Genomic DNA, 13,002 nt, shown 5'->3' on the forward strand with positions numbered 1-13,002 from the left:
GCCGCGAGGCCGTTGCATGGTTGATCCGTCATCGCATCTCTCCTCGTGGCTGGGTTGGGCCGGCTCCATTTTTGGGTTCCGGTCTTGTCAAGTCATCCGCACATGGTGGACTGATGAAAATGATATTGCATTGACCTGTATCAAATACACAAATAGCAGGATATCTTACCAACACAACAATTTTCATCACGCTGCGCATGATTTGCGTCAGTTTGCGCCGCTTGCGGATACACTAACTTCGACAGGTAGACAACGCTTGACACTCAGGAAATGAATGTGACCGACCAGCCACCTAATCGCCCGCCCTTGCCCTCCCCCGCCAACCCCAACCCCAACCGCATCCCGCGCGCGTCGTGGTACTGGGCCATCGGCCTGCTGGCCATGTCGCTGTGGCTATTGTTTGGCAACGCGCCGCCCGGCGTGCCGGTCCCGTACAGCGAATTCAAGGCGCTGCTCCACGCGGGCAAGGTGCATGACCTGTCGGTCAGCGAACGGCAGGTCAGTGGCGCGCTGGCGGACGGGTCGCTCGCCCCGCCATTGACCGAGGAACGGTCCAACGCCCTGCGCGCGGCCACCAAGACCCATCCCGGCTTCACCACCTTGCGCGTGACCGACCCCGACCTCGTGAAGGACCTGGAAGCGTCGCATGTGAGCTACACCGCCGAGGAGGAAAGCCGGCTGCCCATGCTGCTGTCATGGCTGGCCCCTGGCCTGCTGTTGCTGTTGTTCTGGCGCCTGGCCATGCCGGCCGGCGGCGGCATCGGCGGCTTGATGGAGGTCGGCAAGAGCAAGGCCCGCGTCTACATGCAAAAGGATACCGGCGTCACCTTCAAGGATATCGCCGGCATCGACGAGGCGCGCGATGAGCTGATGCTGATCGTGGAATTCCTCAAACACCCCGAGCGTTACCGGCGCCTGGGCGGCCGCATCCCCAAGGGTGTGCTGATCGTGGGCGCGCCGGGCACGGGCAAGACGCTGCTGGCCAAGGCGGTAGCCGGCGAGGCGGGCGTGCCGTTCTTCTCCATCGGCGGGTCCGAGTTCGTGGAAATGTTCGTCGGCGTGGGCGCGGCACGCGTGCGCAGCCTGTTCGAACAGGCGCAGCAACAAGCGCCCTGCATCATCTTCATCGACGAACTGGATGCGCTAGGCAAGGCGCGCGGCCTGGCCTCCATGGGCGGCCACCAGGAACACGAGCAGACCCTCAATCAGTTGCTGGTGGAGATGGATGGTTTCGACGCCAACACAGGCGTCATCATCATGGCCGCCACCAACCGCCCGGAAGTGCTGGACCCGGCCCTGCTGCGGCCCGGCCGCTTCGACCGCCACATCGCGCTGGACCGGCCCGACCTGAACGGCCGGCGCCAGATCCTGGGCGTGCACGTCAAGCAAGTCAAGCTGGGGCCGGACGTGGACCTGGAACGGCTGGCCGCCACCACAGCCGGTTTCGCGGGCGCCGACCTGGCCAACCTGGTCAACGAAGCGGCCCTGCACGCGGCCAACGCGAACAAGGACCAGATCGACATGAACGACTTCGAACAGGCGCTGGACCGCATCGTGGGCGGCATCGAGAAGAAGACGCGGGTGATGAACCGGACCGAAAAGGAAACCGTCGCCTACCACGAATCGGGCCATGCGCTGGTGGCCGAACTGCGGCCCCATGCCGACCGGGTGGCCAAGATTTCCATCATTCCGCGCGGCGTGGCGGCGCTGGGCTACACCCAGCAAACGCCCACCGAGGACCGGTACCTGATGCGCTACAGCGAACTGCTGGAACGGCTGGACGTGCTGCTGGGCGGGCGCGTGGCCGAGGAACTGGTGTACGGCGACGTCTCGACCGGCGCGCAGAACGATCTGCAACGGGCCACGGAACTGGCCGTGCAGATGGTGAGCCAGTACGGCATGAGCAGCAGGATAGGCCTGGCCACGTACGAGCAAGCGGGCCAGAACGGCTGGTACAACGGCATGGGCGGCATGCCCGGCGCGCGCAAGGGCTACAGCGAGCGCACGGCGCGCATGATCGACGCCGAAGTGACACAGTTGCTGGCCGACGCGCGCACGCGCGTGCGCGCCACGCTGGAGCAGCACCGTCCGGTGCTCGATGCGCTGGCCAAACGGCTGCTGGAGACGGAGGTGGTGGACCGCACCACCTTGACGGCGCTCCTGGAAAGCAATGGCGCCCATGCCGGCGCCGATACGGGCGGCGCGCCGCCGCTGCTGCAATGACGTGGCGGTGCGCCTGCCGGCTTGCCGTTGCCGCCCTGTCCTTCCTCGCCATCGGCAGCCCTGCACTGGCCATCGAGGGCTCGGTGGTCAGCAAGGTGGATCAAGCACCGCTGGCTGGTGCCATCGTTACCTCCGGCACGCAGACCACCCGCACCGATGCGTCGGGCCACTTCCAGCTGCCGTTGTCGAACGGCGCGCTGGCCGTCCGCGCGCCCGGCTACGAACGCAGGCAAGTGGCCGTGGCGGCCGGGCCGGAGCAGCCGCAGCATATTGCGCTGGCGCCGTTCCAGCCCAAGGCCGTGTACTTGTCCGTCTACGGCATCGGCAGCGGCGCGCTGCGCGACGCCGCGCTCAAGCTGGAGGACCAGACGGCGCTCAACGCACTGGTGATCGACGTCAAGGGCGACCGTGGCCTGATCCCCTACCTGAGCGCCCTGCCGCTGGCCAGCACCATCGGCGCGCAGAAGGTACGCACGATCAGCGACATGCCGGCCATGATCAAGCTGCTACGGCAGAAGAACATCTACCTGATCGGACGCATCGTCGTCTTCAAGGACGACCTGCTGGCGACGGCCCACCCCGAACTGGCGCTGCATGGCGCCGACGGCGCGCTATGGCATGACCGGGAAGGCCTGGCCTGGCTGGACCCGATGCGCGAAGAAGGCTGGCGCTACAGCCTGGACGTGGCCGAGGAAGCAGCGCGCCTCGGTTTCGACGAGATCCAGTTCGATTATGTCCGCTTCCCCGATGCGGCCGGCCTGCGCTTCGCCCAGCCCAACACCCAGGCCAACCGCGTGGCCGCCATTACCGGCTTCCTGAACGCGGCCCGCAAGCGGTTGGCGCCGTACAACGTGTTCGTGGCGGCGGACATTTTCGGCTACGTGCTGTGGAACCCGGATGACACGGCCATCGGCCAGGACATCAATCTGCTCGTGCAGGCCGTCGACTATGTATGCCCGATGCTGTATCCGTCCGGCTTCACGTGGGGCTTGCCCGGCACGCCAAACCCGGTCGAACATCCGTACGACATCGTGTTCCGCTCGCTGCAAAAGGCCAAGCAGCGCACCGGCCTGCCCGGCTCGCGGTTCCGACCGTGGCTGCAGGAGTTCTCGGATTATGCCTTCGACCGCCGCAAGTTCGACGGCGACGAAGTGCAGGCGCAGATCGAGGCCGCGCGCGCAGCCGGCAGCAACGGCTGGATGCTGTGGAACCCGCGCAACCATTACGGGAGCGACGGCCTGCCATGCGACGACGGCGGCTGCCCGCCCTGACAACGCGTCTCAAGCAACTGGTGGCGGCGTCGTGCCCGGCCACGGTGCTGTTGAAACGTTTTTCACGCCAGGATTGCCATCACAGGCGGTCCAGGCAACGGTAGCCCTCCAGCGCCTCGCGCCGAAACGGGTTGATCACGCTGCTGGCGGTCAGGCTGTAACTGATCTTGTGGCCGTCGAGATCGTAGGTGAGCTTGAAACGCTCGCCCTGCGGCGTCGGTTCCAGCGTGCCCTGGTCTATCATGCGCAGCCAGGCCCACGCGCCTTCCGTGCGCAGCGTGCGGCCGGCAGGCGTGGCCTCCAGCCGTACCTGGCCCGAGCCCTTGCCGCTGGGGACCTGCAACGACGCCGCGCGCACCGTGGCCGGCGGGCCAAACGGCACGGGCTGGCCGTCGATATCCAGCATCACCTGGCTCAGCGCAGGGTCGGCGCTGAGCAGCTTGAGGTCGAAGCGCATCGACGGCTGCTTGCCGCCATTGCCGAACCAGGCATCGCGCACCAGCGCCGCACGCTGGAACGAATCCAGCACATCCTGCGGAATACCCAGCGTGACCTTGTCGCCGTTCGGGCGCCAGCGCCACTGGCGCCCGCCCATGTCCACGTAGGGCAGCAGGTTTTGCTGGAAGAACTGGTCCACCAGTCCGCCGGGTGCGAAGAACTTGCCGAAGTCGTCCTGCGTCACTTCCTGCGCGGCGCTGCGCACCAGCGGGTAGCGGCCGGCGATGGCCTGACGGCAGAACTGGGCGGCGCTGGCCGTCCACAAGGCGTTCAGGCGTTCGCGCTCGCTGCCCATGGTCAGGCCGGCGCCGCCGCTGTCAATATTCTTGAGCATCTGGCCCAGCGGCGCGGCCTTGCCGTCCCCTTCCCGCTTCAACTTGGCCAGCGCGTCGCCCGGCGGCGGCGGCTGGCCTGCGCGCTTGGCGGCGGCGGCGGCGTCGAAATAGGTGGCCACGTCGCGCAGCATGGCCAGCAGACCGTCCAGCGGCGCGGGCGAACCTGCCACCATGCGGTGCAGGTCGTCGAAATGGACGTCAACCGGGATCTGCTGGGCGGCGGCGGCCGGCGCGCCGTCGCCATCACCCATGCCCAGCACCCCTTCCAGTTTCTTCTTGTAGCTGTCGCTCTTGTCCTTGAGCGAGGCGAGCACGGACGATTCGGGCTTCTTGGCGGCGCTGGCGGCCAGCGTCGTTTCCCGCGCGGCCGCCACCAGCACCTTGCGCAGTGGCGAATCGAGGCCCGACAGGATGCCCGTCACGCGCGCACCCTGGTCCAGCGTGGCGAACGGCACAATGCTCAGGTCGGCCAGGTAGCGGTCCCATTCCGCGATGTAGTCGTTGTAGTAGAGCTGCAGCAGCGCAGCCCGGATCTGTTCATTGCCGGCCTTGCCCGTGACGGCTTCCTGGCGGTCCAGCACCCAGTTGTCGCGGCTCACATCATCCATCGCCTGTCCGCTCAGCTCCAGGAACTTGGCGTAGCCGGCCACCGAGAACATGCCCGGCACGCCGCGCGTGAGCGCTTCGCCGCTGCGGCGCACCAGCACTTGCGGCGCATCGCGCCCGCCGGCCGCCGTGGCGCTGAATTCGGGCAGCTGGGCACGGGCCAGCGCGCGTTTCAGCCCGTTGTACATGCGCTGCTCCAACGGCATGCGGGCCAGCGCCAGGCGGGTGTCGGCCACCAGTTGCGCATCCAGCTGTTGCGGCAGTTCGAAGCTGGGGTAGGCTTTCAGCAGCGCGGCCACGTGGCCCATCAACGCCTCGCGCTGGGCCGGGCTGGCGTCACTCATGTTGCGCAGCCAGTCCAGTTCCGCCCAGCCGGCGATGGAGGCGGCGTCGTAATGACGGGTGTCACCCAGCATCAGGTACAGGCGCAGCACTTCGTACAGGTAATCGAGGTTGTTGGCGCTGCCGCGCCGCAGCTGCTGCTCCATGCGGTACACCATGCGCGGCAGCAGCGTGGCGCGCAGCGTGCGCAGGTACAGCGACTGGGCGCCGGCGCCCAGCTTGTCGCCCTGGTACAGGCCCAGGGTCATCAGGAATGGCACGTCCTGGCCCTGGGCCGCGTACCCGGCCGGCAGGTCGCGCACGGCGTCCAGCAGCGGCAGGATCTGCGCGGCGCTGGTATCGGGCGTGACGGCTTGCGCCAGTTTGGCGATCTCGGGCACCTTGTGGTCCACCTGGCTCACCAGGCGGCTGTTGCGGGCGTAGCTGGTGACCATCCCGGCCGTGCCCAGCACCAGCACCAGGCCGATGGCGATCGTGGCGCCCCATTGCAGGCGGCGGCGCTGGCGTTCGAACTGACGGTTGACGCCCGCCACTTCCGCCTCCGCGAAGATCACCTCGCGCAGCAACCGGGTGAGGAAGTAGCTGCGGCCACTGGCGGCGTTGGCCGGCAGGACTTGCCGCTCCAGGCCGTAGGCGGCCGCCATGGCGCCCATCACGCGGTCGATCGGGTGGCCTTCCTGGGTGCCGCTGGTGAAGTACACGCCGCGCAGCAAGGCCGCCGTCTCGTAACGGGTGGACTGGAACACGTCGGTCAGGAACGTTTGCAGCACGTCGCCAAGGCCGGCGAACTGCTGCGGGAAACCGTACAACAGGGCGCGGCGCTGGATGTCGCGCTCACCCTGCATGCGTTGCAGCAGGCGCGCCTGCAATTGACGCTCCAGCGACTGGAACTCGGCCGGGAAGGCGTTCAGCGACGCCATCACCTGCTCCGGCTCCACCAGCGGGAAACTCATGCCCCACACCTGGCCCCGGTCTTCCTTGCCCATCTCGCCAAAGAATTCGGTGAAGCCGGCCAGCAGGTCGCACTTGGTCACCATCACGTAGATGGGGAAGCGCATGCCCAGCTGTTCGTGCAGATCCTGGATGCGGGCGCGGATGGCCAGCGCCTGCTGCTTGCGGGCCGCCTCGCCCTGTTGCAGCAGGTCCGCCACGCTGACGGCCAGGATCACGCCGTTGATGGGCCGGCGCCGCCGGTGCTTGCGCAGCAATTGCAGGAAGCCGCGCCACGCGGCCTGATCGACTTCCTCGTGGCTGTCCTGGGTCGTGTAGCGGCCGGCCGTATCGAGCAGCACCGCTTCGTCCGTGAACCACCAGTCGCAATTGCGGGTGCCGCCCACGCCACCAATGGCGTTCTTGCCCAGCGCGTCCGCCAGCGGGAAGTTCAGGCCCGATTGCACCAGCGCCGTGGTCTTGCCCGCGCCGGGCGCGCCGACGAACATATACCACGGCAGCTGGTACAGGTATTGGCCGCCACGCCGGCCACTGCTCTTGCGCAGCAGTTCCATCGCCTCCTGCAGGCGCTTGCCCAGCAGCGCGACCTCGGCCTGCGATTCCAGCGCTTCGGGGCTCGGCGCCTGCTGCGCGCCTGCCACGCCGGCCGCCAGTTTGGCGTTGGCGATGCGGGCCAGTATCCACTTGGTGAGGAAGTAGCCGGCCCAGATCACGAACAGCAAAATGATCCAGAACCAGCGCACGCCGGTCGAGGCGAACGGCTCCTTGCCATTGAAGGCCAGCAGCGGGCCTTCGAACCAGATCACCAGCGACAGCAGCAGCACGCCGATAAACGACAGCGGCGCGGGCCGCAACAACCAGGAAAAGAGTCGCTTCATATTGTTGTATTCGTCCAGTATTCGGTTGCGGGAAGCGTCAGGCCATCAGGCCGACGGCGGCGCGAGCAGCATGATCACCACGCGCCGGTTACGGGCGCGATTTGCGGCGCTGTCGTTCGGCGCGACCGGTTCCGTGTCGCCCCGTCCCTCCACGCTGTAGCGCTCGGGCGGGCCGGCGCGTTCGCCCAGCATGCGCGCCACCGTGGCGGCGCGGCCTTTGGACAAATCCCAGTTCGACGGATAGCGGGTCGAGAAGCCGGTGGTATTGTCGGTATGGCCCACCACCTTGACCTTGCCGTCGACGGGACGCAGCGCATCGCCAATCTTCTGCAGCAACGGCACGAAGCTTGCCGTCACCTCGGCGCTGCCGGGTGCGAACACGCCGTTGCCCATCAGGGTGATGATGGAACGGTCCGGCAGCTCGCTCACGCTCACCAGTCCCTGTTCGATTTCCGGCGCGAGGAATTTGGCCACCCTGGCCGGGGCGGCCGGCGCCGGCAGCGGCGCGGCGGCGGCCGATGCCGGCCAGGCCGCGACGGCGATGCCATGCAGCCGCGTATGTACCGGTGTGGAGGCGCGGCTCAGGCTGAAGCTAAGCGCCATGTGCAGCAGCACCAGCACGGACAGCGCGATGGCCGCCACCACCCACACGGGCAGCATGCGCCACAAGGCCTCGCCCTTGCCGCCAGCGCCCTGCCAGTGCAGCGACAATGCCGGTTCCACGACGCCGCGCTGCCTGCTGATCAGTTCCAGCAGCCGTTCGCGCAGGATGTCGAGCTGGCCCCGGCCGCCATCGAGCACACGGTAGCGTCCTTCCAGCCCCAGCGACAGGCACAGGTACATCAGTTCCAGCACATCGATATGGGTGCCGGGGTCCTGGCACAGCTTCTGCAGGACGAGGAAGAATTTTTCGCCGCCCGAGGCTTCGTTATGGAACGTCACCAGCAGGCTGCGGCTGGACCATACGCCGCCACTACCCCATGGCGTGGCTGAAATGGTCTCATCGAGAAAAGTGCACAGCGAATAGCGGGCCACCGCGATCGCATCGGTGGGCACCTGCGCGGCCTTGGCGGTTTGCTCGAAGCTCTTGATGCCGGCCACCAGCTGCTGGCGCAGATGCTCCACTTGCGGATAGGCGGCCATGTGACGCAGTGGCAGCACCAGGTCCAGCAAGGGACTGGCCGCCGCCACCAGTGGATTGAGGCCGTGGCCGCCAATCCGGGGGATGGCAGGAGCGCCACCATTGTCGGCGGGCGCGGGCGATGGCGCCGCAGCCTGGGGGGCCGGCGCTTGCGGTGCGGGCGCGGCGGCACCGCGCTTGCCGCCGGGACTGGGAATCAGGATGGTACGCTCGTCGTCAGGCGACGGCTGCTGCGGATCGTTGGTACTCACAATGACATAACCTCCGGTAGGCGGATGACGGCAGTACGTACTCGTTGATGTCCTAAGGCGTCCGATTCTTGCGCATGCGCGCGATCTGCTCCTCATAAGCGCGCGCGAACTGTTCGCTGAAGCGGCGCTGGTATTCCTCGTCGGCGTCCTGCACCAACTGGCGGTAGGACTCCACATGGCGGTCCCACAGCTTGGCCTTGCGGTTCGCCTGCAGCATCTTGTCCATCACGGACGGCAGCGCCATGGTGCGCTCGATCTCGGCAGGGTCGAAATGGGCCTGCATGCCTTCCAGTGCGCCGCGCATACCGGCCAGCAGCGCCATTTCGTGCGCCTTCATGTCGTCGAACGCGCCGTCGAAGGCGGCCACCGGCGGCATATAGCCCTTGCCCGGCTTGCCCAGCATCTGGAACAGCGCGCTGGTGGGATCGGGGAAGAACTTGAGCGGATTGTTGGCCTGGCTGGCGATCATGGTGACGGCCATGCGGCTTTCACGCTTGGTCAGCGTGCGCGCCAGCAGCACCCCCATGGTGCCGGCCGTGGCCGCGCGCAGCATGGCGCCCACCAGTTCAACGAATTCGGCGGGCGGCCGCTCGACTTTCATGCCCGTCATGCCCAGTCCGCGCAGCAGCGCGTCGAGCAGCACGGCATCGGCGGCGCTTTGCGGCGCGGCGGCCGTGGCTGCGGGCTGTGATACCGGCGCCGGCGGAGCCATGGGTTGCTGGACCTGCGGCGGCACGGCCGCAGAATGTGGCACGGGCGCCGGCGCGGCCATGGGTTCGGGCGCCGACACCGGCGCTTGCACCGCCACTGGTACTGGCGTCACCTGCGCGTGCGCGGAGCCGACCGGGTGCGGCGACGCCTGGACGGCGGTCGGCAACGGCGCGACAGGCGGCGGTTCCGCCGCGCGCGCTACAGGCGGCGCGACGTTCAGGGCAGCGGGTGCAGCCGGTTCAGCGGGCATTAGCTCATCGCCGACGACAGGCGCAATCGCCACATCTGCTTGCGGCAGTGACGCGGCGGCAGCCGGTAACCCGGCAGGTAGTCCGAGCACATCAGCGGCCGCGGCGCCGGCTGTTGGCGCCGCATCTGGCGGCAGTGCAGACGGCATGGATGCCTGCACAGATGGCTGCGCCGACAGTGGCGCAGCTTGCGGCGCCGACAGGGGCGCAGATGGCGGCGCCGGCGCGGCGGGCCGCAGCAGGTCCGCCAGCGGATCGTAATCGTCGGGAATGGCGAACGACGGGGCCGGCGCTTGCGTGACGGGCGAAGGCTGCGGGTACAGCTGTTGGGCGGGCGCCACAGGGCTGGCGGCGGCCGGCGACTGCGGCCGCACCTCCACCCTGGTCACGGGCCGGGCCACCGTCACTTGCCGCGTCACCGCATCCTGCGGCGCCAGCCAGTCCACGTTCAACGGATCGGCGCCCGGCGCCACGGCGCAGTCGAGCAGGCTGGAGGCGGCCAATGCATCGAGCACCGGCTGACCGGACGGCGCCGCCGCGCCATACATGGTCGCGCCGCCGGCGGCGCCGCGCCCGGCCATTCCCGGTTCCGGCGTGACCACCACCGCCAGCAGGTAAGGCCCGATCACCACGGTATCACCGTCGTTGAGGGGCGCCTGGCGGCCGTTACCCACGGGCCGGCCATTGACCATGCTGGGATTGGCGCCGATGTCGAGCAGGCAGTAGCCGCCGTCCTGGAATTCGATCTTGGCGTGGTTGCGGGAGATGTACTTGCCCGGGTCGTCGAGCACCAGGCCATTGCCGGGAGAACGTCCAATGGTGCCGCCCAGCCGGTCGAAGACGGCCGACAACGGTTCCGCCGGGGGCGCGGCACGATGGGTTTGCACGGTCAATGTAATGGGCATCGATCGGTCCGTGTGGCTAGAGGATGGTAAGCCGGTTCCGGGCGGGGAGCCGGCCTGCTCCATTGCTTTTCTTATATTCGCAGCAATTATGCGCACAACTCGTTTAGGCGGGCAAGTCTTCGTTTATACTCGTGTCTGACAGACCATGTGAGCATTTGAACACCATGCTCACGTCTGCAAGCAATTGGTACTGGTAGCGCCGGTTTTGAGTACGTCCGGGTGCAGTCAGGCTGGCCCGGTCGTTGAAGATGAATTCACCTTTAACGGCAAGTGTCATCATGAACCCACCACCTAACAGTGACAATGACCACACGGTCCTGGCGCCGGGCGCCGCCTTTCCCAATGCGCTGCAGCCCGGGACCAAGCTGGGCGAGTTCGAGATCACGTGCGTGGTCGGCCAGGGCGGCTTTGGCATCGTCTATCACGCCAAGGACCATTCGCTGGGACGCGACGTCGCGCTGAAAGAATACATGCCGGCCGCTTTCGCCGGCCGCGTGGGCGGCACCCAGGTCACCATGCTGTCCGAGCATTACGCGGAGACGTTCCAGGTCGGCCTGCACAGCTTCGTCAACGAGGCGCAACTGCTGGCCCAGTTCGACCATCCCTGCCTGGTCAAGGTCTACCGCTTCTGGGAGGCCAATGGCACCGGCTACATGGCCATGCCGTTCTACCAGGCCCCCACGCTCAAGCAGCTGCTCAAGGAAGACCACCAGATGCTGGCGCAGGAGGATTGGCTGCGCAACTTCCTGGCCCACATCCTCGACGCGCTCGAAGTGCTGCACGCCAAGCAGTGCTACCACCGCGATATCGCGCCCGACAACATCCTGATGCTGGAGAACGACCGCCCGCTGCTGCTCGACTTCGGCGCCGCGCGGCGCGTGATCGGCGACATGACGCAGGCGCTGACCGTGATCCTCAAGCCCGGCTACGCGCCCATCGAACAGTATGGCGACATGACCAATATGTCGCAGGGACCGTGGACGGATTTCTACGCGCTGGCCTCGGTGGTCTACTTCATCATCACCGACAAGGTGCCGCCAGCGGCCCTCACCCGCCTGGTCTCCGATTCGCTGGTGCCGCTGAGCGAAACCGCCGCCGACCGCTACAGCCAGGAATTCCTGCGCGCCGTCGACGCGGGCCTGGGCGTGCGGCCGGAACAGCGGCCGCAGAACGTGGCCGAGTTCCGCGCGCTGCTGGGCATCGAGCAACCGCAGCGGGCGACGGCGCCACGGACCGCCGGCGGACAAGCCGGCGCGGCGACGCAGCCAGGTGGCACCACCCAGGGCGGCGCGGGCCGCACCGGCGGTCCTACCCAGTCGCGCGCCACGGGACAGCCGGCCAAAGAGGAAACCCCGGCCACGCCGCCGCGCAAGAGCCGCATGAAGACCGTGCTGCTCAGTTTATTTGGCCTCACCCTGCTGGGCGCCGGTGGTGGTGGCGGCTGGCTGTGGTGGAACAACGCCCTGCCGTTCGACATTCCCTACCTGCCCCCTCCTCCCGGCGCCAAACCCGCGCCCGTGGTGGCCGTGGCGCCGCCTCCCGTGGTCGCGCCCGCGCCCGCGCCCGAACCCACGCCTGCGGAGCCAGCCGCGTCGGCCTCTGCTTCCGCCGAAGCGGCAGCGCCTGTTGCCGAGGCCCCGCCCGCGCCGCCACCGCCGCCGCCTTGTCCATTGAAACTGGCCGACGGGACACCTGGCTGCCCCACCATGGTCGCCGTCCCGGCAGGCACCTACCGCATTGGCTCCCAAGCTGGCGAACCGGGTGCGTTGCCCGAAGAACTAGGCGGCAAGCCCGCGCCCATCGCCGCCTTCGAGCTGTCGGCACAGGAAGTCAGCTACGCGCAGTGGCAGTTGTGCGTGAAGGACCGCGCCTGCCCCGCACCGCAAGGCATGTCCGGGCCTGACCTCGACAAGCTGCCCGTGACCGGCATCAGCTGGGATGCGGCCAAGGGCTACGCCGACTGGCTGTCCAAGAAAACGGGCGGCAGCTACCGCCTGCCCACGGAAGCCGAGTGGGAATACGCGGCACGGGCCGGCGCCAGCACCACCTTCCCATGGGGCGACCGCGCGGGCCAGGACAACGCCCATTGCGGCCAGTGCGGCAGCCACATGGACTTCCATCGCCCGGCGCCGGTCGGCAGCTTCAAGGCGTACGCCGGGCTGTACGACATGGTGGGCAACGTGTATGAATGGGTGGACGACTGCTGGCATCCCAACCACGCCGATGATCCGAAAATGACGCCGGCCCAGGCTACGGCGGCCTGCAAGAAACGCGTGCAGAAAGGCGGCGCCTTCGACTCCACGGCCGGCGATGTGCGCCCGGTGGCCCGCACCTTCGGCGACCGCGCCAGCACCGATCCACGCGTCGGCTTCCGCATCGGCCGCACGCCGCCGCCACCGCCTGCACCGGCAGCCGCTGCCGGCGCCTCCGCTTCGGCCGCAGCCCCGGCCAGCGTGTCCGCGCCCGCCACCGGCGCATCGTCGGCGTCGTCGGCCAACGCGCCGGGGGCCGTCACCGCAGGCGCCACAGCCGCCAGCGACGCTGCTTCAGCGCCAAGGCACGGTGGCAGATCGGGGACCCGGAGCACGCCCGCGGCGGCCAAGCCGGCCACCGCCTCCGCGCCACCCGCCAACGCTTATTGA

Annotated in this window: 6 protein-coding genes; 3 read left to right on the forward strand and 3 right to left on the reverse strand. The window is 68.0% G+C overall.

Annotation, left to right across the window (positions count from 1 at the left end):
- The first annotated feature begins 276 nt into the window (after positions 1–276).
- Both ftsH and H3H37_RS17365 read left to right on the forward strand, forming a co-directional pair.
- The gene (gene ftsH, locus H3H37_RS17360) at positions 277–2,223 is read left to right on the forward strand and encodes an ATP-dependent zinc metalloprotease FtsH (protein ID WP_375540012.1); all 1,947 of its coding nucleotides are present in this window, start codon (positions 277–279) and stop codon (positions 2,221–2,223) included.
- Entirely contained in the window at positions 2,220–3,494 is a 1,275-nt protein-coding gene (locus tag H3H37_RS17365) for a putative glycoside hydrolase (RefSeq protein WP_182164762.1), read from the forward strand. Before ftsH ends, H3H37_RS17365 begins: the two co-directional genes overlap by 4 nt.
- 79 nt (positions 3,495–3,573) lie before the next feature.
- Here the strand turns inward: H3H37_RS17365 and tssM are convergent, their stop codons facing one another.
- Genes tssM through tagH form a run of 3 tightly spaced genes read right to left on the reverse strand, consistent with a single transcriptional unit; the run spans position 3,574 to position 10,360 of the window.
- Positions 3,574–7,104: a type VI secretion system membrane subunit TssM gene (tssM, locus tag H3H37_RS17370; RefSeq protein ID WP_182164763.1), complete on the reverse strand. Its 3,531-nt coding sequence runs from the start codon at positions 7,102–7,104 to the stop codon at positions 3,574–3,576.
- Between the two features lie 45 nt (positions 7,105–7,149).
- A complete protein-coding gene (icmH, locus tag H3H37_RS17375) occupies positions 7,150–8,496 on the reverse strand; it encodes a type IVB secretion system protein IcmH/DotU (RefSeq protein ID WP_311197533.1) in 1,347 nt (448 codons plus the stop codon).
- Positions 8,497–8,548: 52 nt separating this feature from the next.
- Complete coding sequence (gene tagH, locus H3H37_RS17380; protein ID WP_182164767.1) at positions 8,549–10,360, reverse strand: type VI secretion system-associated FHA domain protein TagH; 1,812 nt, start codon at positions 10,358–10,360, stop codon at positions 8,549–8,551.
- Between the two features lie 278 nt (positions 10,361–10,638).
- Here tagH and H3H37_RS17385 point away from each other — a divergent pair, with 278 nt between their 5' ends.
- On the forward strand, positions 10,639–13,002 hold the full coding sequence (locus tag H3H37_RS17385) for a bifunctional serine/threonine-protein kinase/formylglycine-generating enzyme family protein (RefSeq protein WP_182164769.1): 2,364 nt from the start codon (positions 10,639–10,641) through the stop codon (positions 13,000–13,002).

The organism is Rugamonas brunnea (assembly GCF_014042345.1).
Classification (GTDB): Bacteria; Pseudomonadota; Gammaproteobacteria; order Burkholderiales; family Burkholderiaceae_D; genus Rugamonas; species Rugamonas brunnea.

Coding starts and splice junctions, on each gene's coding strand:
- tagH (WP_182164767.1), bottom strand. CDS start 10,360: ATGCCCATTACATTGACCGTGCAAACCCATCGTGCCGCGCCCCCGGCG.
- H3H37_RS17385 (WP_182164769.1), top strand. CDS start 10,639: ATGAACCCACCACCTAACAGTGACAATGACCACACGGTCCTGGCGCCG.
- H3H37_RS17365 (WP_182164762.1), top strand. CDS start 2,220: ATGACGTGGCGGTGCGCCTGCCGGCTTGCCGTTGCCGCCCTGTCCTTC.
- tssM (WP_182164763.1), bottom strand. CDS start 7,104: ATGAAGCGACTCTTTTCCTGGTTGTTGCGGCCCGCGCCGCTGTCGTTT.